This is a genomic window from Janthinobacterium goodfellowi (assembly GCF_051380695.1).
GTDB lineage: Bacteria > Pseudomonadota > Gammaproteobacteria > Burkholderiales > Burkholderiaceae_D > Janthinobacterium.
In genome coordinates this window covers 290,185-310,829 of record NZ_JBNYXN010000004.1, presented here as the reverse complement: position 1 = coordinate 310,829, position 20,645 = coordinate 290,185, and the positions used below count along the sequence as shown (strand labels likewise).

At 62.8% G+C, this 20,645-nt stretch carries 20 protein-coding genes; 8 read left to right on the top strand and 12 right to left on the bottom strand.

The annotated features are described in order from the left end of the window. Positions 1 to 16: 16 nt before the first annotated feature. Both alaS and ACQ4WQ_RS17310 read right to left on the bottom strand, forming a co-directional pair. Positions 17 to 2,629: an alanine--tRNA ligase gene (alaS, locus tag ACQ4WQ_RS17315; RefSeq protein ID WP_436498708.1), complete on the bottom strand. Its 2,613-nt coding sequence runs from the start codon at positions 2,627 to 2,629 to the stop codon at positions 17 to 19. Positions 2,630 to 2,748: 119 nt separating this feature from the next. Continuing rightward, positions 2,749 to 3,189, bottom strand: a complete 441-nt coding sequence (locus tag ACQ4WQ_RS17310) for a Fur family transcriptional regulator (RefSeq protein ID WP_436498706.1) — start codon at positions 3,187 to 3,189, stop codon at positions 2,749 to 2,751. 159 nt (positions 3,190 to 3,348) lie between these two features. On the opposite strand from ACQ4WQ_RS17310, the gene ACQ4WQ_RS17305 reads away from it, so the two are divergent. Continuing rightward, positions 3,349 to 5,400: a TonB-dependent receptor domain-containing protein gene (locus tag ACQ4WQ_RS17305; protein WP_436498704.1), complete on the top strand. Its 2,052-nt coding sequence runs from the start codon at positions 3,349 to 3,351 to the stop codon at positions 5,398 to 5,400. Between the two features lie 89 nt (positions 5,401 to 5,489). Here the strand turns inward: ACQ4WQ_RS17305 and ugpQ are convergent, their stop codons facing one another. Then, complete coding sequence (gene ugpQ, locus ACQ4WQ_RS17300) at positions 5,490 to 6,227, bottom strand: glycerophosphodiester phosphodiesterase (RefSeq protein ID WP_436498702.1); 738 nt, start codon at positions 6,225 to 6,227, stop codon at positions 5,490 to 5,492. A gap of 185 nt (positions 6,228 to 6,412) precedes the next feature. Here ugpQ and ACQ4WQ_RS17295 point away from each other — a divergent pair, with 185 nt between their 5' ends. Both ACQ4WQ_RS17295 and ACQ4WQ_RS17290 read left to right on the top strand, forming a co-directional pair. Continuing rightward, entirely contained in the window at positions 6,413 to 7,531 is a 1,119-nt protein-coding gene (locus ACQ4WQ_RS17295; protein WP_436498700.1) for a sensor histidine kinase, read from the top strand. Next, the gene (locus ACQ4WQ_RS17290; RefSeq protein WP_436498698.1) at positions 7,528 to 8,376 is read left to right on the top strand and encodes a LytR/AlgR family response regulator transcription factor; all 849 of its coding nucleotides are present in this window, start codon (positions 7,528 to 7,530) and stop codon (positions 8,374 to 8,376) included. Before ACQ4WQ_RS17295 ends, ACQ4WQ_RS17290 begins: the two co-directional genes overlap by 4 nt. Here the strand turns inward: ACQ4WQ_RS17290 and ACQ4WQ_RS17285 are convergent, their stop codons facing one another. Then, the gene (locus ACQ4WQ_RS17285) at positions 8,377 to 8,703 is read right to left on the bottom strand and encodes a hypothetical protein (RefSeq protein WP_096234171.1); all 327 of its coding nucleotides are present in this window, start codon (positions 8,701 to 8,703) and stop codon (positions 8,377 to 8,379) included. A 173-nt stretch (positions 8,704 to 8,876) separates the two neighbouring features. On the opposite strand from ACQ4WQ_RS17285, the gene ACQ4WQ_RS17280 reads away from it, so the two are divergent. Further along, positions 8,877 to 9,515: a hypothetical protein gene (locus ACQ4WQ_RS17280; protein WP_436498696.1), complete on the top strand. Its 639-nt coding sequence runs from the start codon at positions 8,877 to 8,879 to the stop codon at positions 9,513 to 9,515. A 6-nt stretch (positions 9,516 to 9,521) separates the two neighbouring features. Here ACQ4WQ_RS17280 and ACQ4WQ_RS17275 read toward each other — a convergent pair whose 3' ends face one another. After that, positions 9,522 to 10,796 carry an MFS transporter gene (locus ACQ4WQ_RS17275; protein ID WP_436498694.1) on the bottom strand — a complete coding sequence of 425 codons (1,275 nt, stop codon included), beginning with the start codon at positions 10,794 to 10,796 and terminating at the stop codon, positions 9,522 to 9,524. Positions 10,797 to 10,899: 103 nt separating this feature from the next. Here ACQ4WQ_RS17275 and ACQ4WQ_RS17270 point away from each other — a divergent pair, with 103 nt between their 5' ends. Next, the gene (locus tag ACQ4WQ_RS17270; RefSeq protein ID WP_436498692.1) at positions 10,900 to 11,802 is read left to right on the top strand and encodes a LysR family transcriptional regulator; all 903 of its coding nucleotides are present in this window, start codon (positions 10,900 to 10,902) and stop codon (positions 11,800 to 11,802) included. A gap of 47 nt (positions 11,803 to 11,849) precedes the next feature. Here the strand turns inward: ACQ4WQ_RS17270 and ACQ4WQ_RS17265 are convergent, their stop codons facing one another. The 4 genes from ACQ4WQ_RS17265 to ACQ4WQ_RS17250 all read right to left on the bottom strand — a co-directional run bounded on the left by ACQ4WQ_RS17265 (position 11,850) and on the right by ACQ4WQ_RS17250 (position 14,422). Next, entirely contained in the window at positions 11,850 to 12,722 is an 873-nt protein-coding gene (locus ACQ4WQ_RS17265; protein ID WP_436498690.1) for a hypothetical protein, read from the bottom strand. A gap of 19 nt (positions 12,723 to 12,741) precedes the next feature. Further along, positions 12,742 to 13,527, bottom strand: a complete 786-nt coding sequence (locus ACQ4WQ_RS17260) for a hypothetical protein (RefSeq protein WP_099410539.1) — start codon at positions 13,525 to 13,527, stop codon at positions 12,742 to 12,744. Further along, a complete protein-coding gene (locus ACQ4WQ_RS17255; protein ID WP_070221376.1) occupies positions 13,517 to 14,029 on the bottom strand; it encodes a hypothetical protein in 513 nt (170 codons plus the stop codon). The genes ACQ4WQ_RS17260 and ACQ4WQ_RS17255 overlap by 11 nt, the downstream gene beginning before the upstream one ends. A gap of 99 nt (positions 14,030 to 14,128) precedes the next feature. Beyond that, positions 14,129 to 14,422 carry a DnaJ domain-containing protein gene (locus ACQ4WQ_RS17250; RefSeq protein WP_096234166.1) on the bottom strand — a complete coding sequence of 98 codons (294 nt, stop codon included), beginning with the start codon at positions 14,420 to 14,422 and terminating at the stop codon, positions 14,129 to 14,131. 162 nt (positions 14,423 to 14,584) lie between these two features. Here ACQ4WQ_RS17250 and ACQ4WQ_RS17245 point away from each other — a divergent pair, with 162 nt between their 5' ends. The 3 genes from ACQ4WQ_RS17245 (at position 14,585) to ACQ4WQ_RS17235 (ending at position 19,312) form a co-directional block, all read left to right on the top strand. Then, complete coding sequence (locus ACQ4WQ_RS17245; RefSeq protein WP_436498688.1) at positions 14,585 to 16,351, top strand: glutamine--tRNA ligase/YqeY domain fusion protein; 1,767 nt, start codon at positions 14,585 to 14,587, stop codon at positions 16,349 to 16,351. A gap of 215 nt (positions 16,352 to 16,566) precedes the next feature. After that, positions 16,567 to 18,414, top strand: coding sequence for a CHASE domain-containing protein (locus tag ACQ4WQ_RS17240; protein ID WP_436498686.1), 1,848 nt, complete (start codon positions 16,567 to 16,569; stop codon positions 18,412 to 18,414). Positions 18,415 to 18,598: 184 nt separating this feature from the next. Next, a complete protein-coding gene (locus tag ACQ4WQ_RS17235; protein ID WP_326458558.1) occupies positions 18,599 to 19,312 on the top strand; it encodes a glycine-rich domain-containing protein in 714 nt (237 codons plus the stop codon). Positions 19,313 to 19,399: 87 nt separating this feature from the next. Here ACQ4WQ_RS17235 and ACQ4WQ_RS17230 read toward each other — a convergent pair whose 3' ends face one another. From ACQ4WQ_RS17230 to ACQ4WQ_RS17220, 3 genes are all read right to left on the bottom strand, one after another. After that, a complete protein-coding gene (locus ACQ4WQ_RS17230; RefSeq protein ID WP_029496207.1) occupies positions 19,400 to 19,639 on the bottom strand; it encodes a hypothetical protein in 240 nt (79 codons plus the stop codon). 242 nt (positions 19,640 to 19,881) lie between these two features. Then, positions 19,882 to 20,151, bottom strand: a complete 270-nt coding sequence (locus ACQ4WQ_RS17225) for a hypothetical protein (RefSeq protein WP_326458559.1) — start codon at positions 20,149 to 20,151, stop codon at positions 19,882 to 19,884. A gap of 183 nt (positions 20,152 to 20,334) precedes the next feature. After that, positions 20,335 to 20,595 carry a hypothetical protein gene (locus ACQ4WQ_RS17220; protein ID WP_436498684.1) on the bottom strand — a complete coding sequence of 87 codons (261 nt, stop codon included), beginning with the start codon at positions 20,593 to 20,595 and terminating at the stop codon, positions 20,335 to 20,337. Positions 20,596 to 20,645 lie beyond the last annotated feature (50 nt).

The window sequence follows — 20,645 nt, the reverse complement described above, 5'->3', positions numbered from 1 at the left end:
CCCTCTAGCTTACGCCTTATTTCGCGCGTTCGCCGACCCAGGCCGGCACGCCGGCCAGGGCGTTCGCCAGGCCGCTCGGATCGGTGCCGCCAGCCTGCGCCATATCGGGGCGTCCGCCGCCTTTTCCGCCCACTTGCTGTGCAACGAAGTTCACCAGCTCGCCCGCTTTGACCTTGGAAGTCGCGTCCGCCGTCACGCCGGCGATCAGGCTGACCTTGCCGTCCGCCACGCTGGCCAGCACGATGGCGGCCGTTTTCAGCTTGTCCTTCAGCTTGTCCATGGTTTCGCGCAGACGGGCCACGTCGGCGCCGTCCAGCACGGCCGCGAGCACCTTGATGCCATTGACATCGACGGCTTGCGTGACCAGTTCATCGCCCTGGCCCGAGGCCAGTTTCGATTTCAGCGCGGCCAGTTCCTTCTCCAGCGCCTTCACGTGGTCCTGCACCTGGACGATGCGGGCCGTCAATTCTTCCGGCTGCGCCTTCAGGGCGTTGGCCGCTTCGACCAGGCGGCGGTTGATGGTTTGCACCAGCGCCAGCGCGCCCTCTCCCGTCACCGCTTCCACGCGGCGGATGCCGGCGGCTACGCCGCTTTCGCCGATGATCTTGAACAGGCCGATATCGCCCGTGCGCTGCACGTGGACGCCGCCGCACAGTTCTTTCGAGCTGCCGATGTCGAGCACGCGCACTTCGTCGCCGTATTTCTCGCCAAACAGGGCCATCGCGCCATGCTTGACGGCATCGTCAAACGACATCAAATGAGCTTGCGTGGCGCGGTTTTCCAGGATTTCCTTATTGACGATCGTTTCCACGGCGGCGATCTGCTCGGCTGTCATCGGCGCATTGTGGCTGAAGTCGAAGCGGGTTTTGTCCGGGTCGACCAGCGAACCCTTTTGCGCCACGTGGCCGCCCAGTACTTCGCGCAAGGCCTTGTGCATCAAGTGCGTGGCCGAGTGGTTGCGGATCGTGCGCGCGCGCTTGGCCGTGTCGACTTCGGCCGAGACGGCGTCGCCCACTTTCAATACGCCGGACTCGAGCACGCCATGGTGACCGAATACGTCGGCCTGGATTTTCAAGGTATCGCTGACGGCAAAGCTGCCGGCGCCCGAGGCGATCACGCCCTGGTCGCCCACCTGGCCGCCCGATTCCGCGTAGAACGGCGTGGTGTCGAGCACGACGATGCCGTCCTGGCCAGCCTTCAGTTCCTGCACGGGCGTGCCGGCTGCGTACAGCGCGACGACCTTGCTGCTGAACGTCAACTGGTCATAGCCGACGAATTTGTTTTTCTCGCCCGTGTACTCGACCTTGCTGTCCTTGTGCGTCTTGCCGCCCTTGCGCGACAGTTCCTGGCTTTCCTTCAGGGCCGCGTCGTAGCCGGCCTGGTCAAAGGTGATGTTGCGTTCGCGGCAGATGTCGGCCGTCAGGTCCGGCGGGAAGCCATAGGTTTCGTACAAGGTGAAGGCGGTGGCGCCGTCGATGCCGGTGGCATCCTTGGCCAGCTGCGCTTCCAGCACTTTCATGCCCGTTTCCAGGGTTTCGCCGAAACGCTCTTCCTCGGCTTTCAGCATGTTGGCGACGTTGTCTTTCGCTTCTTCCAGCTCCGGATAGGCGCCGCCCATCTCGATGGCGAGGTCGGCCACCAGCTTGTAGAAGAACGGTTTCGTCTGGCCCAGCTTGTGGCCATGGCGCAGGGCGCGGCGGATGATGCGGCGCAACACATACGCGCGGCCTTCGCTGCCCGGAATGATGCCATCGACGATCATGAAGGCGGCGGCGCGGATGTGGTCGGCGATCACGCGCAGCGACTTGTTTTCCAGGTCCGTGGCGCCCGTTTCGCGCGCGGCAGCGCGGATCAAATGCTGGAACAGGTCGATTTCATAGTTCGAATGCACGTGCTGCAGCACGGCGGCCAGGCGCTCCATGCCCATGCCCGTGTCGACGCACGGCTTCGGCAGCTTGTGCATGACACCCGCTTCGTCGCGGTTGAACTGCATGAACACCAGGTTCCAGATTTCAATGAAGCGGTCGCCATCTTCGTCAGGCGAGCCCGGCGGGCCGCCAGGAATGTCGGCGCCGTGGTCGTAGAAGATTTCCGTGCACGGACCGCATGGGCCCGTGTCAGCCATCTGCCAGAAATTGTCCGATGCGTAGCGCGAACCCTTGTTGTCGCCGATGCGGATGATGCGTTCGACAGGCACGCCGATTTCTTTTGCCCAGATGTCGTACGCTTCGTCATCTTCGATGTAGACGGTGACGGTCAGCTTGTCAGCCGGCAAGCCGTACACCTTGGTCAGCAGTTCCCATGCGTACTGGATCGCGTCGCGCTTGAAATAGTCGCCGAAGCTGAAGTTGCCCAGCATTTCAAAGAAGGTATGGTGGCGCGCCGTGTAGCCGACGTTTTCCAGATCGTTGTGCTTGCCGCCAGCGCGCACGCAGCGCTGCACCGAGGTGGCGCGCGTGTACGGACGGCTGTCCGTGCCCGTAAACACATCCTTGAACTGCACCATGCCGCTGTTCGTCAACAGCAAGGTCGGATCATTGCCTGGCACCAGGGAGCTGGAACGGACGATGGAATGGCCCTTGGACTCGAAAAATTTGAGGAACTTGTCGCGGATTTCAGTTGATTTCATGTTTTTTTGGCAAAGAGTGGCGGCAGCTTTAAAGGGAAGATTATACGTGATATGGGGTGCGGCAATGACGGTGGGCACGGGCATTGTTGCGCACGTGCCAACATCGACGGCCTGCCCGCTCAGGCCGGGTCGTGGCCGCTGGCGCACGCAGTGGTCCCTGCGGCAGGCACCGTGGCACCGGCGGCGGCATTGCAGTCGGCGCAGCGGCCGTACAGGGTCAGTTCGTGGCGTTCCACGACAAAGCCTTGCGGCGCCATGCGCTTCAAGTCGCCCGGGCAATCATGCACGTCGAACACGCGCTGGCACGTGGTGCACTGGAAATGATGGTGGTGGTGATTGGCGGCCGTGTTCGACTCGTAGCGCGGGTTTTCGCCCGGCAAAGTCACCACGTGCACCTTTTCTTCCAGCACCAGCGATTTCAAGTTGCGGTAAACGGTGGCGATGCCCAGCTGCGTCACCTGCAAGCTGGCCTGTTCGAGGATTTCCTGCGCCGACAGGGGGCGCTGGGCCGACTCGATGGCGGCTTGAATAGCGGTTTTTTGACGTGTTGTGCGTTCCATAGCCGACAGAATACACCATCCGCCTGCATCTACCGCCCGGAAAAACTGCCACCCAGTAATGATAATGGGTTATCATTATCATCTTCTGGCAGCCACCCCATCCGGCAATGGCCTGCCCCAACCCCGCCAACACCGATAGCGAATAAGGAATTCTTGCCCATGTCCGTCCGTCCTCACCAACCTACTCCCCTCGCCCTGGCCATCATGCTGGCCTTTGCCGCCCCTGCCAGCGCCCTGGCGCAGCAATCAGCCACTTTGCCCGCCGTCACCGTCTCGGCCAGCGCGCTGGCCCTGGGCAGCGACGACATGAGCACGCCCGTGACCGTACTGGAAGGCGAGGAACTGGTGCGCGCCCGCGAAGCGACCCTGGGCGAAACCCTGGCCGGCCAGCCCGGCATCACGTCCAGCCATTTCGGCGCCGGCGCCAGCCGCCCCATCATCCGCGGCATGGATGGTCCCCGTGTGAAGATCCTGTCCGACGGTGCCGAAGTGCAGGATGCGTCGACCATCAGCCCCGACCATGCCGTCGCGGCTGAACCGATGCTGTCGGAACAGATTGAAGTGCTGCGCGGCCCGTCCGCGCTGGCCTACGGCGGTGGCGCCGTCGGCGGCGTCGTCAATGTGATCGACAAGAAAATCCCCACGCGCGTGCCGGCCAAGGGTTTTGAAGGCAGCGCGGAAGTGCGCGTCAACTCGGCTGCGCGCGAGAAGGCGGGCGCCTTTGAAGTGACTGGCGGCTCCGGCAACATCGCCTTCCACGCGGAAGGCGTGAAGCGCGACGCGAAGGAATACAAGGTCGGCAGCGGCTGGGAAGGCGGATCGAAAGTCGGCGGCAGCTACAACAAGACGGACACGGGCAGCGTGGGCGTGTCGTGGGTGGGGCAACGCGGTTTCCTGGGACTGGCCTTCACCAGCCAGCACGCGGAATACGGTTTGCCTGGCCACAACCACGAATTCGAAAGCTGCCACCCGCACGGCACGCACCTGCATTGCGGCGGCCACGACGGCCACGACCATGGCGGTGAAGACGAACATGACCACGAGCACGGCAGCGTGCCCTACGTAAAGCTGAAAAGCGAGCGCTGGGATGTGCGCGGCGAATTGCGCGACCCCGTGCCCGGCTTCGCCAAGCTGCGCCTGCGCGCGTCGTTCACCGATTACAAGCACGATGAAATCGAAGGCACGGAAATCGCCACCACGTTCAAGAACAAGGGCCACGACGCGCGCCTGGAAATGGAACACCATCCCGTCTTCGGCTGGCGCGGCGTCGTCGGCCTGCAAACGTCGAAGCGCGATTTCTCCGCCCTGGGCGAGGAAGCGTACGTCGCGCCGACGGTAACGAAGAAACACGCGGCCTTCCTGGTGGAAGAATACAAGCTCGACCAATGGCGCTTCGAAGCGGGCTTGCGCCACGAGTGGCAAGACATCATGGTCGACAGCGCCACCCTGCAAGACCGCAGCGCCAAGGGCACGTCGGTTTCGCTGGGCGCCGTGTGGAAATTCGCACCGCAATACTCGCTCGGCTCGACCATCTCGCGCACGCACCGTTTGCCCAGCGCCGAGGAACTGTATGCGCACGGCGTGCACATGGCCACGGCCACGTATGAACTAGGCAATCAAAACCTGGGCAAGGAAACGTCGAACAATATCGACTTGACCCTGCGCAAATATGCGGGCGCCACGACCTTCTCGGCCAGCGCCTACCGTAACAAGGTCGACAACTACATCTTCGGCTCCACGCTGGACAGCCATGAAGGCTTCCAGCTGATCCAGTACGCCCAGCGCGACGCCACGTTCACGGGCGTGGAAGGGCAAGTGCGCCAGCAACTGAACCCCATGTTCGGCGCCAGCGTGTTCGGCGACTATGTGCGGGCCAAGCTGGCCGACGGCGGCGGCAACTTGCCGCGCATCCCGGCCCAGCGTTTTGGCGTGAAATTCGATGCCAACTGGCAGGCGTGGAGCGGCGTGGCCGAGTTCTACCGCGTAGGCAAGCAAGACAAGGTGGCCGCGTTCGAAACGGCAACCCCGGGCTACAACATGCTCAACCTGTCCGCCAACTACGACACGCGCATCGGCATGACGCCAGCCCAGTTCTACATCAAGGCGAACAACCTGACGAACGAACTGGCGTACAGCCACACCTCGTTCATCAAGAATGCGGCGCCGTTGACGGGGCGCAACTTGACGGTGGGAATGCGCGTGACGTTCTAAGGATGGAAGCGTAGGTCGGCTTAGCGCGTGGCGCGTAAGCCGACGTTGCCACGGCACCACGAAGTCGGATTACGCTACGCTAATCCGACCTACGCCTTGATCAGATCGATCCTGTCCGTGCAAAACCCATCCACGCCCCAGGCCAGCAGCTCGCTGGCCCGTTCGGGCGTGTTGACGGTGTAGCAGAACAGTCCCAATCCCGCCTTCTTGACTTCCAGCGCCAGCGCGCGCGTCAACTGGTGGTGGTCGCAATGAATCGCCACCACGTCCAGTTCCTTCGCCATGCGCGCCCAGTCAGCGGGAATGGCTTCGACCAGCCAGCCGCGCGCCAGTTCCGGCGCCGCCTGGCGCGCCGCTTCCAGAGCGGCGATGCTGAACGACGAGAGCAAGGGCAATAACTCCCCTGCAGCAATTTCCTTTGCAAAATAATCGCGCGTGGCCCGCGCCACCGTCTCGCCCGTAGGCACGTCGCAGCCGGGCGCCGGCTTGATTTCGATATTCATCCAGATGTGCTGCGCCTTGCAATACGCCACCACGGCCTCGAACGTGGGCACGCCCTCGCCCGCAAACTGCGGGCCGAACCAGGCGCCCGCCTCCATGGCCCCCAGTTGCGCGGCCGTGTAGTCGTTGACCTGGCCGCTGCCGGTCACCGTGCGGCCCAGTTCGGGGTCGTGCACGACGACGGGTACGCCGTCGGACGCCAGCATGACGTCGAATTCCACGGCGCGGTAGCCGTAGGCCAGGCCGCAGCGCAGGGCGGCCAGGGTGTTTTCAGGCGCCAGGGTGCCACCGCCGCGGTGCGCCAGGGTACGTGGATAAGGCCACATGGGAATTCCTTTATAGCAAAGACTGTCTTGCCATACTATCCCGCGCCCATCCTGAAAAGTAAAGCGGCCCCGTTTGGCGACGCGCCGCGGCGAATGGCGGCGCGCCCAGGCCGTTTCGTCGCAGCCCGGTTGCGCCCTGGCCTGCGCTGGCACACAATGCCTCATCGTTACCAGCAGACAACTATATGAAACCCGACGCCCGCTCCGCCGATGCGCCAGCTGCCAAGCGCCGCTCGCCCTACTACCGCATGCTGCGCGATGCGCGCTATGCGCTGGCGCTGAACGTGATCTGCGCGCTGGTCATTACCTTCATCCTCAATCCAGGCAGCCATTTCGGACAAAACCTCGTCGCCTCGATGTGCATCGGCACCATCGCCTTCCTGCTGATCGACGGCATGCGCCTGACTCTGTGGGGCGCAGACCAGCGGCCCAGATTCCTGCCCTTCATGCTCATCATCCTGATTTCCGTGCCCGTGGCGCAAATGCTGGGCCTGGTCCTGTTCGGCTGGCTGACGGGCGTGGACGTGGGCGGCTTCGACAAGCTGTTGCCCACGCAAATGATGGGCACGCTCGTGTTTACCCTGCTGGCCACGGGCGGCGCCGTGCTGTTTTTCTCCAGCCGCGAAAAGATTGCCCGCCTGCAAATGGTCGCCGCCGAGGAAAAGGCCCGCGCCGAATCCGTGGCGCGCCAGGCCATGCAAGCGCAACTGCAGCTGCTGCAGGCGCAGATCGAACCGCACATGCTGTTCAACACCCTGGCCAACCTGCAGGGCCTGATCAGCTTTGATCCGGACCGCGCCCAGCTGCTGCTCGACCAGCTGATCCAGTACCTGCGCGCCACCCTCAGCTCTTCGCGGTCCGGGACGACCACCTTGGGCCAGGAATTTTCCCTGATGCAAGCCTACCTGGGCCTGATGTCGATACGCATGGGCGCGCGCCTGGACTACGCGCTGGACTTGCCCGAGGCCTTGCGCGATATCAAGGTGCCGCCCATGCTGCTGCAGCCGCTGGTCGAAAATGCCATCCAGCATGGCCTGGAACCGAAGATCGAAGGCGGCCACGTCCACGTGCAGGCATCCAAGGACGGCGGCATGCTGGTGCTGACGGTCAGCGACGATGGCCTGGGCCTCGACCATCCGGGCCAGACCAAGGGCACGCAACTGGGCGTGGCGAATATCCGCGACCGCCTGCGCGGCATGCATGGCGATAGCGCCAGCCTGTCACTGGCCCCCAACACACCGGCAGGCGTCGTCGCCCGCCTTCAATTACCGATTCACTCCACCACCGCGAGCCCCATGCCATGACCAACCCCCTCCCGCGCGCCCTGATCGCCGAAGACGAACCCATACTCGCCGCCGCCCTCGCGCACGCCCTGCGCCGGCTGTGGCCGGAACTCGACATCGTTGCCACCTGCGCCAATGGGGTGGAAGCCTTGCAGCAAGGCCTGTCGCTGCAACCCGACATTCTGTTTCTCGACATCAAGATGCCGGGCAAGACAGGCCTGGAAGCGGCCGAGGAACTGGCAGAACAGTGGCCGGACGGCGTGCCGTTTCCCCACATCGTGTTCGTCACGGCCTACGACGAATATGCGCTGGCCGCCTTCGAGCACGCGGCCGCCGATTACGTCTTAAAACCCGTCAACGATGCGCGCCTGGGCAAGACGGTGGAACGGCTGCGGCAACGCCTGCGCGACAGCGCCGGCGCCATAGCAACGCCAGCGGCAGCCACGGCGGCGCCGGTGGCGGCGACCGTCACCGCGCCCCCCAGCGACGACAACCTGGTCCGCCTGCTAGCCCAGTTGCAGGCCATGGTACCGCCCGCGCCGCGCCTGCAAATGATACGGGCGGCCGTCGGCAACAGCGTGCGCATGATCGCGCTGGCCGACGTCGTGTATTTCGAGGCGCTGGACAAATACATCAACGTCGTGTGCCAGGATAGCGAAGCGCTGATACGCACGAGCCTGAAGGAATTGCTGCCCCAGCTGGACCCGCAGCAGTTCTGGCAAATCCACCGGGGCACCATCGTCAACGCCAGCGCCATCGCCACGGCCGTGCGCGACGAGGCAGGCAAGCTGTCGCTGACCCTGCGCCAGCATCCGGCGCAGCTGCGCGTCAGCCCCTTGTATGCCCATCTGTTCCGCCAGATGTAGCTAGTGCATCTGGTGCTTCAAGTCCGATAATTCATCGTGGACCTTGAGCACGGCGCTCTTCATTTCCGGCGTCACGCTGGACGCCGTGCCGCACGCCCGCTTGGCGCGGTCACCCAGCGATTCCATCTGGTCGACGGCCTGCCGGATGCGCGCATCGTCCTGCGTGTCGATGGCTTGCCGCACGGCGCTCTTTTGCTGGTCCAGCTGGTTGATGCAATCCTTCAAGTCCATCGGCATGCCCTGCTGCTTGCCGCACAGCTGGGCCGCCTGGCCGATCGCGTGTTCGATGGCGCCGAAGCGCCGTGCCACTTCCTTTACCTGCATCATGATCTGTCCTCCCATGGTATCTGGAGTTGGATCGCCAGGCCGGCCCAGGGTTCCCCGCCAGCGGCCAGGGCATTGAAATTTCCATGAGGCACTTTTTTGTAAGCGCTTGTGACATTCTAGATAATTATCAAATCCTTCAGATACATTGGCGTACCTGAACCACCACGCCCTCCATGAACTCGCTGCCCCCACTGCCCCGCCGCGCTCCCGGCCTGCTGCTGATCGTCCTGCTGCACGCGGGGCTGGCCTATGTCGTGCTGCAATCGCGCCCCCGCCTTGCCGCTGACGAGCACTTGCCGCAGGGCCCGGCCATCGCCTGGCTGCGCTACACCGCCCCTGCGCCGCCCAAGCCCGTAGCGTTGCCCAGCGCAAAACCGGCCGCTGAACGTTTGCCGCGCCGAACCATACCGGCGCCCGCCAGCCGCCCCTTGCCCCCGCCCGCCGCCGAGCCGGCGCCAGCACCGGCAACGCCGGAAGCGATCACGGCGCCCCCAGCGCCCAGCGCCGCCGACATCCTGGCGCAAGCCAAGCGCGACGTGGGCAAGATCGACAAGGATTTGCGCAAGGAATTCCCGCAGCGGAGCGGGGAGAAATTCGACGACACGGGCTTCAAGCGCATGCAGCAAGGCTTTGCCGAGGCCTACGCGGCCGTGCCGCCGAAATGGTACGAGGCATCGAAAATCGAGGAAGTGGGCGCGAATGAGGCCAAGGGCAGCCGCACGTATAAAATCACCAGTGCGCTGGGCACCTTGTGCGTGACCACGCGCGCGGGCAAGCAGGGGGAAACGATGATCGGCAACTGCCCCAAATAACCGGACTCAGCCCACCGCTTCGCGCGCCCCCAGCGGCTGCAAATGGCGCAGGCGCAAGGCGATCAGCACGCCGCCGCCCAGGCACAGGCCCAGCATGATGATGACGCCCGTCCAGCCGTCGAAGCCCCACATCATGCCCGAGGCGGAACCGATCAGGCTCGAACCGAGGTAATAGAACAGCAAATAGAAGGCCGAGGCCAGCGCCTGCGGCGCGCGGGCACGGCGGCTGACCCAGCTGCTGGCGATCGAGTGCGAAGCAAAGAAGCCGAACGTGGCCAGCGCCATCCCGATGACGATCAGCGGCAGCGAGTCGAACAGGGTCAATACAATGCCACTGAGCATCACCGACAGCATGATCCACAGCACGCCCCGCCGCCCCAGCCGGTCCACCAGGCGGCCCGCCCAGACGGAGCTGAAGATGCCGATCAGGTACAAAAAGGCCAGCAAGCCGACCGTACTCTGGCGCAAGCTGAACGGCGCGGCCAGCAGGCGGTAGCCGATGTAGTTATACAGGCTGACGAAACAGCCCATCAGCACGAACGCCAGGCAGAACAGCCACGGCAAGCCCTGGTCGGAAAAATGCTGTTTGATCGCGTGCGGCAAGGCATTCCAGCCTTTGGTACTGGGCACGAAATTTTTCGACGCGGGCAGGCTGCGCCAGAATTCCGCCGCCGCCAGCACGCCGGCCACGCCCAGCACGCCCAGGGCCCAGCGCCACGAGAGAAAATCGCTGAGCATGGAGGCGATCAAGCGTCCCGACATGCCGCCAAACGCGCTGCCGGCAATATATAGCCCCATCGACAAGCCCAGGGACGGGCCCTCGATTTCCTCGCCCAGGTAAGCCATGGCCACGGCCGGCATGCCGCCCAGGGCCACGCCCAGCGCCGCGCGGATCGCCAGCAGTTGCGCATAATCCTGCGCGAAGGCGGACAAGATCGTCAATATCGCGGCGGAAAACATCGACGCCACCATCAGCGGCTTGCGCCCGACCCGGTCCGAGACGGCACTGAGCAGCACCAAGGAGATGGCCAGCAAGCCGCTCGACACGGACAGCGACCAGCTGCTTTGCGCGGGCGTCAAATGAAACTGGTGCGACAGCAGCGGGAACAGGGGCTGGATGCAATACAGCAAGCTGAAGGTGGAAAAGCCGCCGAAGAACAGGGCGCGGTTGCTGCGCTTGAATTCGATGGAACCCTTGGCGATGGCCGTGCGGGGAGCGGGAGCGGAAACCGGGATGGCGGAAGGTGCGGCGGGGGCAAAGGCAAGCGATGAATCAGACATGGCCGTGTTTCGAAGAGGAAGCGAGTCTTCATCTTAGGATTGCCAACTCATATCGTCCAATATATATTCAAGGCCCAACTCATACTTTTAAAATATTACTTATATGGAACTGCGCCACCTGCGTTACTTTGTCGCCGTCGCCGAAGAGCTGCACTTCACGCGCGCGGCCGAGCGCCTGCACATCGGCCAGCCGCCGCTGAGCCAGCAGATCCAGGCGCTGGAAGCGGAACTCGGTGCGCAGTTGTTCGAGCGCAACAAGCGCTCCGTGCGGCTGACGCAGGCAGGCGCACTGTTCCTCGACGATGCGCGGCGCATCCTGGCCCTGTCGGAACAGGCGGCCGTCACGGCGCGCCGGGCACAGCGGGGCGAAGCGGGCGAATTGCGCATCGGCTTTACCTTTTCCACGCCGTTCACACCCTACTTCGCGACCGTCATCAACCGCTACCGCCAGCAATTCCCGCACGTCACCTTGACCCTGCATGAAATGGCGACCTTGCATCAGCTGGTAGCGATCTCGGGCAGGACGATGGACCTGGGTTTCGTGCGCCCGCCGGAAACGACGTACCCGGACGACATCCGCCTGACGGAATTGCGCCAGGACCCGCTGTTCCTCGTGCTGCCCGTCGCCCACGCGCTGGCGGCCAAGGACAGCATCGCCATTGCCGACATGGCGGGCGAAGGCTTTGTCATGTATCCCAAGGATGCGGGCACGGGGATTTATCCGCAGATTTTTCGACTGTGCAAGGCGGCTGGCTTCGTGCCCCAGGTCACGCAGGAAGCGGGCGAGGCATCGACCATCATCGGCCTGGTGGCGGCCGGCTGCGGCATTTCCGTGCTGCCCGCCTCGTTCGACCGCATCCGCATGGATGGCGTGTGCTACCGCCCCATCGCCGACCCGCAGGCGACGACCAGTTTATTACTTGCACAACGGGAAGAAGAGACGTCGCCGCTGGTGGCGGCATTCGTCAAGCTGGCCGAGGAAGCGGCCATGGAAGGGGGAGCGTAGGCCGGATTAGCGGTGGCGAAGCCGCCGCGTCATCCGACACCAACCGATCACGAATAATCCGCATCCAGCTCGGAACCGGCGTAATTCTCCAGGTCCTCGAACAGGCTCTTCATGCTGGCCCGCGTGAGGATTTTCTGCACCACGGTGCAGCTGCGGCGGTACGAAGCAATGCGGTCGAGCAACACCGGGTGATGCTGCACGGGCACCTTGGCCGCCAGGGCGGCCCAGCCTTCCTCGAAGTCGGGCTTGTTCTTGCGCACGGAACGCACAAAGCGTTCAAACTCCTTTTGCCCCGTGCGCGCGACGATGCGCCCGCCGCCTTCGATGGCGAAGATGATGGCCAGGGCGATCACACCCTCGGCATTCAGGTCGCTGTCGCTGACGGGGCCGTTGTCGTGGTGGCGGCGCAGCCAGCCGGCCAGGCGCACGACGGCTTGCACTTCCTTGCGCTGTTGCAACTGCAGCGCATACTTTTCATAGCCGGCCCAGTTCTGGTTCGGGTCGGCCTGGCAAATATCGATGAACAGCTCGCGCAGCCGGCGCTGCAGGTAGACGGGGTCCTGGTCGTATTCGCCGACGAGGGCGTCTTCCGGCAGCTGCGACAGGTCCTTGATCAGGCGAAAGCCCACCTGGAACGCGTGCTCGGCGCCGTGCTCGACGAGGAAATCGAGCGCGGCTTGGTCGCCCTCATGCGTGACGGCCTGCTCCAGACCCAGCGAGACGCCGCCCACCGTCAGGTACAGCGCCTTCTGGATGCCGTCGGCCGTGCGTTCATTCGTGAACTTCTCGGCCACCATGGCCGTGATGCCCGTCAATTCATCGGCCAGGTTCAGCGCCGCGTCTTCGCGCGGGTCGCCCGGCAACAGCTTGATGGCGCGCACGAGGCGCGGAAGATTCTCTACAACAATTGCTGGCAGCATTAGTCGATCCCTGCTTTCATTACGAGAAAATGCCCGTGCCCAGGCTGCGGCGCGTGCTGGAACGCGGTGCGCTACGCGTGCTCGGCACTTGCTTGCGCAGGCGGTACAGCAATTCCTTGGTACTGCGCTGCAACATGGTCGGTTCTTCGTCCGGGTCGTCCGAGTATTCGGCGTCGGCCAGGTCGGCGCTGTGGCGGAAGTCGGGGAACAGTTCGAACAACGAGCGGTCCCAGCCGTCTTCATTCGCTTGCGCCAGCTCGATGGCCAGCGGCACGATGTCGTTGTCGGACGAAGTCACGCCCGTCACGTACGGGCCCTTGATGACGATCTCTCCCGCCACTTCGAGGATTTCCTTCGGCGCCATCGAGAACAAAATGGCGAACGCCGTGGCGCCCCAGTCGGTGGCGGACGCTTCGAGCAGCAGCTCGCGGCGGCGCTCGGCGTCGTCGGTGGAAAACACCACGCCGTGGATATGCGCGAACAGCGCTTCGGCGATGCGTTCCGGATCGTCCTCGATCTGGTCGTCGCTCCAGGTGGCGGCGATGAAGGCCAGGCTGTCGGCCCAGGCCTTCGGCGGCACCAGCAGGGTCGCCAGCGACATCTTGCCGCCGTCGAAACCGGCCAGGTGCAGGGCCGTCACTTGCGGCGGGATGGCGCTCAGCACTTCCACCACGGCCAGGTCGCCGTACTGGTCGGCCGCGTCCGCAAACGCCTGCTCGGCGTGGCCCAGCGAACCGGACAGCACCAATTCCGTGACCTGCTTCGTCAGCGCGGGCAGGTTGCTTTTTTGTTCATTATCGGCCATGGTCGTCTCCATCCTGGTCAAACATCTGGGCGAAATCGTCGGTGGCTTCGTCTTCATCGTGCTCGTCGTCGCCGTCGTCATTGGCGGCCAGCTGGTCGAGCGACTGGTCGTCGTCGTCCCACAGGCGCGGATTCTTGTGCAGGAAGGCCGTGATGATGGCCTGGCGCGCCAGGTCGGGGAAGCTCTCTTCGATGGCGGCGTACATCTTCGCCGCTTCCGGCGCGGCGCACGTCGCCATGGAAAACACGCGGGCCGGGTCGCCGAACTCGTAGTCTTCGCTTTCGGCCAGCAAGCCCTTCGGGTCGCTGAAGGTGATGTGATCGACCAGCGCGAAGGCCAGCATGTTCACGTCTTCGATGCCGCCGCCGCTGGCGTACTCGCTCACCAGCGCGTCGACCATGCTCTTGTAGTTCTTGCGGTTCGGCGGGTCGCCGAGGATGCCGTCGATCTGGCCTTCCAGCTCGCGCGACTGGTACGCGAATTCAGGGTGTACTCTTCTCATGCTGTGCTTTCCAATGTGATGCGCGGCGCTGTTACATTAAAAGCGCCGTTGTTGTTGTTTTTAAAATCATTCAGGCTGACCGGACGGCCGCCAGCGTGCTTAGTCGGCCGGCAGTACAGTGCCGTGAAGGCGGAACACGCCGCACCACAGGGCATAGGCTTCCGCTTCCGGATCGATGATGATGCGGTGATTCACGCTCTGGTCGTATTCGGCGCGCTTGACCGGGTCGGCCAGGATTTCATACGCCTTGGTGACGCTCTTGAAGCGCGCCTCGGCGCCGGGGGCCTGGTTGCGGTCGGGGTGGAAGCGCATGGCCAGCGAACGGTAAACCTTCTTGATTTCATCGTCGCTGGCATTGGGCGCGACACCGAGGACGTTATACAAATTTTCCATAAATGGCTCCGGGGTCACGTTTTGTTTGCTAATTAAAGGCGAATTATCCTATAGAACGGCGCCCGCGTCGCTTGCATGCTGGGATATGGGGCCAAATACGTGCTTATAAAGCGCTTGCGGTACGGTAAAATGCTTTTTACTGTCACTCTTCCGCATTGATCAATGAGCAACGATAAACCGAATACCGCCGCGCCAGCGCTGGCGCCCAATTTCTTGCGTAACATCATCGAAGCCGACCTGGCTGCCGGCGCCCACGTGCGTCCCGGCCTGCCCCAGGTGATCACGCGTTTCCCGCCGGAGCCGAACGGCTACCTGCACGTGGGCCACGCCAAGTCGATCTGTGTCAACTTCGGCCTGGCGCGCGATTACGCCGGCCAGTGCAACCTGCGCTTCGACGACACCAATCCGGCCAAGGAAGAGCAGGAATACGTCGACACCATCATGGACAGCGTGAAATGGCTGGGCTTTGACTGGGAACCGAAGAACGCCGATGGCCAGAGCCACCTGCACTACGCGAGCGACTATTTCGACCAGCTGTACGCGATGGCCGAATACCTGATCACGGCCGGCTTCGCCTACGTGGACAGCCAGAGCGCCGAAGACATGGCCGCCAACCGGGGCAATTTCGGCCAGGCCGGCAAGAATTCGCCGTTCCGCGACCGTCCGCGCGACGAATCGCTGGCCCTGTTCCGCGCCATGAAGGCGGGCGAATTCAAGGATGGCGAGCACATCCTGCGCGCGAAGATGAGCGAAGATGCCATGAGTTCGCCGAACATGAACTTGCGCGACCCGGCCATCTACCGCATCCGCCACGCGCATCACCACCGCACGGGCGACGCCTGGTGCATCTATCCGATGTACGACTACACGCACCCGATCTCGGACGCGCTGGAAAACATCACGCATTCGATCTGCACGCTGGAATTCCAGGACCACCGCCCGTTCTACGACTGGCTGCTGGAAACCCTGGCCGCCGGCGGCTTCTTCCAGCAACCGGTGCCACGCCAGTTCGAATTCTCGCGCCTGAACCTGACCTACATCGTCACCAGCAAGCGCAAGCTGCGCCAACTGGTGGAAGAACACATCGTCGACGGCTGGGACGACCCCCGCATGCCGACCCTGGTGGGCATGCGCCGCCGCGGCTACACGCCGGAAGCGATTCAATTGATGTGCGAACGCACGGGCGTGACGAAATCGGACGGCTGGATCGACTACAGCGTGCTCGAAGGCTGTTTGCGCGAAGACCTGGACCCGAAGGCGCCGCGCACGGTGGCCGTGCTGCGCCCGTTGAAGCTGATCATCGACAACTTCCCGGAAAACGAAAGCGTGGAATGCACGGCGCCCGTGCACCCGCACTTCCCGGAACGGGGCTTGCGCACCTTCCCCATCTCGCGCGAGCTGTGGATCGAGGAAGACGACTTCATGGAAGTGCCGAACAAGGGCTATTTCCGGTTGTATCCGCCGATCGACGACAAGCCGGGCAGCAAGGTTCGCCTGCGCTACGGCTACGTGATCGAATGCACGGGCTTTGACAAGGATGCGGACGGCAAGGTCATCGCCGTGCATTGCACTTATTTCCCGGACAGCAAGTCGGGCACGGAAGGCAGCGCCAACTACAAGGTCAAGGGCAATATGCACTGGGTCAGCGCGCCGACGGCGATTCCCGCCGAAGTACGCCTGTACGACCGCCTGTTTACGGACCCACAGCCGGACGCGGGCGGCAAGGACTTCAAGCTGACCTTGAATCCGCTGGCCAAGGAAGTGGTGCAGGCGTGGCTGGAACCGGGCGCCGAGCTGGCCCAGCCGGAACAGCGCTTCCAGTTCGAGCGCCACGGCTACTTCGCGGCCGACCGGGTCGACAGCCAGCCTGGCAAGCCCGTCTTCAACCGCATCGTCACCCTGAAAGACAGCTGGCAGCCTGCCAAGTAAGGCGCCGGACCACCGACAAAAAAACCGCTGCGGCGGTTTTTTTTCGTCTCAGCAACATACATCTTCAGAGAAATATTGCCTGTTGACTATATTCACGATATTTTTGTATATTAGGCAGCTATTGAGCAATTTGCAATGTCGATAGTGCTTGTACAACTCAGTCTAGCCACCGCCACCGAGGCGGCACCCGATTCCTCTACCTGATGTGGATGGCGATGTCTTCTACTGCTGGCGAACACTCCTTATCTGCTGAAAAAAAACCGCTCTGGCTGCTCGGCTTTGTGATGTCGACGATGGTGGGCCTGCTGTTCTACATGGCCGCCGCGCTGTCGGTCGAAAACGATGCCAGCGACCTGTTCGACAATCTGTCGCGCAGTACCCAGAAAAACATCGAATCGCGCGTCAAGTCGTATGCCAACCTGCTGCGCGGCACGGCCAGCCTGTTCCGCGCCAACGAACACGTGAGCCGCGAGCAATTCCATCGCTACGTGGAGAACATCGCCCTGCAACAGAACTATCCGGGCGTGATGAATCTCAATTACAGCCAGGAACTCGACGATGCGCAGCGCAGCGCCTTCGAAGCGGCCATGCAGCGCGACTATCCGCCCGGGCGCGACGGCTATCCGGCATTTGCCATCCATCCGCCCGCCCCGCGCGCCCGGTATTCCGTGCTGGTGTACCTCGAGCCGATTGCCAGCGCCCCGGAAAAATATGGTTATGACATCGCCGAGCGCCCCCTGATCGCCGAAGCGCTGGCGCAGTCGCGCGATTCCGGGCAGATCAGCAATTCCGGCGTGCCCGTGCCGCTGGAAGGCCGGCCCCAGCTGACGGGCATGGCCATGCGCCTGCCCGTGTACCGCTTCGGCATGCCGACGGACACTGTCGAGCAAAGGCGCGCGGCCTACCAGGGTTCCGTCGGCATCGGCTACGACCTGGTGACGATGATGCGCAGCGCGCTGGCAGACATGCCGGTACGTAACGTGCGCCTGACCCTGTTCGATATCGGCCCGCAGGCGCGCGCACCGTTGCAACTGCCGCACGACATGCGCCCCATCTTCGACAGCACGACGGCGGGCATGCATGCGCCATGGTGGCTGCCCGGCAACTCGGGCCGCTATCTGAGCAGCACGATGCTGATCGAACACAATGGCCGCGCGTGGCAAGCGCTGTTCAGCGTGCGCAAGAGCGACCTGTACACGCGCTTCGACGCCTTCTTGCCATGGCTGGCCCTGCTGATCGGCTTTGCCAGCACCATGCTGCTGTACATGCTGTTCCACACGCTGGCCTCGTCACGCCGGCGCGCCATCCAGATGGCGACGGGCATGACGGAGGAATTGCGCGCCAGCCAGATCCGCCTGCAGCTGTCGCACCAGAAACTGCGCCGCCTGGCGGCCCATGCCGACCAGATCAAGGAAGAAGAGCGCAAGCGCATCGCGCGCGAAATCCACGACGACCTGGGCCAGAACCTGCTGGTGCTGCGCATCGACGCCGACATGCTGGCCTCGCGCACGCAGCGCCGCCACCCGCGCCTGAACGCCCGCGCCCGCTCGACCCTGGAGCAGATCGACGCCACCATCAAGAGCGTGCGGCAGATCATCAACGACTTGCGCCCTACCGTGCTGGACCTGGGCGTAAATGCGGCCGTCGAATGGCAGGTGGCGCAATTTCGCCAGCGCACGGGCATCGCCTGCGAAGTGAGCGAAAGCCATGACGATATTTATTTGAGCGACCAGTGCGCCACGGCCCTGTTCCGCATCCTGCAAGAGTCGCTCAGCAATATTTCCCAGCATGCCAATGCCAGCCGCGTGCAAGTCAAGCTGGAAAAGTGCCGCGATACGGTGTCGATGAGCGTCAGCGACAACGGCGTGGGCGCGGCCATCGACGGGCGCAACAAGCTGGGCTCGTTTGGCCTGGTGGGCATCGAAGAGCGTATCAAATTGCTGGGTGGCACTTTCTACATCGAAAGCAGCCCCGGCGCCGGCATGAGCGTACACGTCAGTGTACCGCTGGGCGCGGATGCCACCGCGTTTCCCTACCAGGAAGACAACCGGGCCAGCGCCTGACAGGCACCCGCATGGAGCAAGCTCAGCTTGCGTATTTCGTAATTAGATGCAATATTGATGTAGAACAACTCAACGCCCGCCCGCCATGGGCCAGGCATTCTCCGACCACTTTCCAGGAGTACACACCCACCGCTTTCCCTTGTTTCACCGTATTTCCCACAACGCTCTTTACCAAAGGACATTCATGGATACCAACGACAGTTTCAAGGCTATTGCCGATTTGAATTTGGACGCGATCAAGGTCAAGCTGATGCACCGGGAGTCAGGCGAAGGATGGAGCCTTGAGAAGGCGAATGCGGTGGAATTCGAATACCGCCGCTTCCTGATCCTGATGAAACAGTTTCCGGAAGAAGAAACGGCGCCGCTGATGGACGTCGATACCTTCTGGCACTACCACATCCTCGACACCCTGAAATATGCGGCCGACTGCGAACAGGTGTTCGGCTACTTCCTGCACCACTTCCCATACATCGGCCTGCGCGGCGAAGACGACGAAGCGGCGCACCATCGCGTGGGCGAACGCATGAAACAGCTGTATGAGCAAACGTTCGGGGAAGATTATATCCGCGCAGAAACCGCGTATTCGGGGCGCGCCGTAACGGCGGCGTATTCGGGACGGGCGGTGCAGGCCGCGTATTCGGGACGGGCGGTCCAGGCTGCGTATTCAGGGCGTGCGGTACAGGCCACCGCCTACTCGGGCCGGGCCGTGCAGACGGCGTTTTCCAGCGCTGCCGTGCAGGCGACGGCGTATTCGGGCCGCGCGACGGGCGCTGCCAGCACCGCATTTTCCAGCGCGCCTGCCACACTGGCCGCAGCGGTGGTCAAGTCGTCCACGACTGGCCTGGAAATGGGGCGCTTCTATCTCGATCGTCCGGTACTGAACCGCGACCCGCAATAGAAAAGCGGAAAACAGATGTGGCTGCCGCACGCGGCAAGCCTGACTTACCCAGACGGCACCTCTCAGTTTGCCGTCTGTCAGGCGCTCTTAGGCAGCCATCAACTCGCGCAGTTCACGAATGCTGAAATCGCTGATTTCATGCATGCGGATGAGGATCGTGGCGCCGATCGGCAAGGTGTTGTGACGAATCTTGCTGATAACAGGTGGCGCCACTTCCAGAGCTCGCGACAAGGCGGCATCGTTTTTCAGCTGCAGCTTGTCGATGATCGCATCGAGGACGCGATTCGGGTTGTAGGTAGGCAAAGAGGTAATTTGTTTGAGAGACATGATCAAAAATCCGTACTTGTTGTATTAGTGCAAAAAGAAACCGAATGTCTCTTTTGCAATAATTCATGGTAAACACACTAAAAGGCGCCATCACTTATACGGCTTTTACGCCGCAAACAATATAATACACGCTATTGTTGATTTTTGCGTAACTTAAAGCAAAATTGTGATAATTGAAGAGAATTGACGCACTTGGGATGTGCTAGAGGATAACCCAAATCGGAAAAATTTGCTGCAAGTCATCAATTTTTACAATGAGGAACGCCGCTGCGCATCAGCCAGGCAATCGCCATGAGCGTGCCCAGGCGGGCTATTTCCGTCGATAAATGCCAGCCTTGCGCGGCCACGCCGGCCGGAGTGACCAGCAAACAAGTGCCCGGCACGGCATCCACGCGGCACCAGGCCAGCTGCCGGCGAATTTCATCGGGCGGCGGCGGTGGCTGCCGCGCATGTTCGCGGCGGCGCATATAGGCGCGCACCTGTTCCTTGCTGGGGTGATTCGTAGCTCGCATGGCTCGCTCCTGCTGACGGGAAACAGCGTCGCGCTAATTGTAGAGCCCGCCACAAATAGCTGAAACGCGTGACGACATTGCTCACCATATCGCCAGCGCGCCATGACGCGTTTGCGCCGCATCAAATGGCAAGGCCACGGTGTTGCGCCGAAGCCCACGCTGCCGGCGGCCTGGCGGCCGTCCTTATTTCTTTTGCTGGCGCACGCGCTGTTGCTGTTTTTCCTGCGTCTGCTGGCGGTTCTGCTTGCGCTCGAACAGGGTGACCGCATCTTTCTTGGCTTGTTCCACGGTACGCATTTCCTCATGCGCATCGTGCGGAACAAAAAATTCCGCGTCCTGCGCCGCCACGACCAGCTTGATGGCGTCGTCGTCGTCGAGGTCGTACAGTTCAGTCAGGACGGTGGTGACCTCGTCCAGGTATGCTTCGTAAGTGAGGGTGCTCATGCGGTATTCCTTAAGTGAATGGCGCACCGCCGGAACGGCGCGCTGCGCGC

Bases quoted from the DNA above. Each gene is read 5' to 3' on its own strand.
- alaS (WP_436498708.1), bottom strand. From the start codon at position 2,629: ATGAAATCAACTGAAATCCGCGACAAGTTCCTCAAATTTTTCGAGTCC.
- ACQ4WQ_RS17310 (WP_436498706.1), bottom strand. From the start codon at position 3,189: ATGGAACGCACAACACGTCAAAAAACCGCTATTCAAGCCGCCATCGAG.
- ACQ4WQ_RS17305 (WP_436498704.1), top strand. From the start codon at position 3,349: ATGTCCGTCCGTCCTCACCAACCTACTCCCCTCGCCCTGGCCATCATG.
- ugpQ (WP_436498702.1), bottom strand. From the start codon at position 6,227: ATGTGGCCTTATCCACGTACCCTGGCGCACCGCGGCGGTGGCACCCTG.
- ACQ4WQ_RS17295 (WP_436498700.1), top strand. From the start codon at position 6,413: ATGAAACCCGACGCCCGCTCCGCCGATGCGCCAGCTGCCAAGCGCCGC.
- ACQ4WQ_RS17290 (WP_436498698.1), top strand. From the start codon at position 7,528: ATGACCAACCCCCTCCCGCGCGCCCTGATCGCCGAAGACGAACCCATA.
- ACQ4WQ_RS17285 (WP_096234171.1), bottom strand. From the start codon at position 8,703: ATGATGCAGGTAAAGGAAGTGGCACGGCGCTTCGGCGCCATCGAACAC.
- ACQ4WQ_RS17280 (WP_436498696.1), top strand. From the start codon at position 8,877: ATGAACTCGCTGCCCCCACTGCCCCGCCGCGCTCCCGGCCTGCTGCTG.
- ACQ4WQ_RS17275 (WP_436498694.1), bottom strand. From the start codon at position 10,796: ATGTCTGATTCATCGCTTGCCTTTGCCCCCGCCGCACCTTCCGCCATC.
- ACQ4WQ_RS17270 (WP_436498692.1), top strand. From the start codon at position 10,900: ATGGAACTGCGCCACCTGCGTTACTTTGTCGCCGTCGCCGAAGAGCTG.
- ACQ4WQ_RS17265 (WP_436498690.1), bottom strand. From the start codon at position 12,722: ATGCTGCCAGCAATTGTTGTAGAGAATCTTCCGCGCCTCGTGCGCGCC.
- ACQ4WQ_RS17260 (WP_099410539.1), bottom strand. From the start codon at position 13,527: ATGGCCGATAATGAACAAAAAAGCAACCTGCCCGCGCTGACGAAGCAG.
- ACQ4WQ_RS17255 (WP_070221376.1), bottom strand. From the start codon at position 14,029: ATGAGAAGAGTACACCCTGAATTCGCGTACCAGTCGCGCGAGCTGGAA.
- ACQ4WQ_RS17250 (WP_096234166.1), bottom strand. From the start codon at position 14,422: ATGGAAAATTTGTATAACGTCCTCGGTGTCGCGCCCAATGCCAGCGAC.
- ACQ4WQ_RS17245 (WP_436498688.1), top strand. From the start codon at position 14,585: ATGAGCAACGATAAACCGAATACCGCCGCGCCAGCGCTGGCGCCCAAT.
- ACQ4WQ_RS17240 (WP_436498686.1), top strand. From the start codon at position 16,567: ATGTCTTCTACTGCTGGCGAACACTCCTTATCTGCTGAAAAAAAACCG.
- ACQ4WQ_RS17235 (WP_326458558.1), top strand. From the start codon at position 18,599: ATGGATACCAACGACAGTTTCAAGGCTATTGCCGATTTGAATTTGGAC.
- ACQ4WQ_RS17230 (WP_029496207.1), bottom strand. From the start codon at position 19,639: ATGTCTCTCAAACAAATTACCTCTTTGCCTACCTACAACCCGAATCGC.
- ACQ4WQ_RS17225 (WP_326458559.1), bottom strand. From the start codon at position 20,151: ATGCGAGCTACGAATCACCCCAGCAAGGAACAGGTGCGCGCCTATATG.
- ACQ4WQ_RS17220 (WP_436498684.1), bottom strand. From the start codon at position 20,595: ATGAGCACCCTCACTTACGAAGCATACCTGGACGAGGTCACCACCGTC.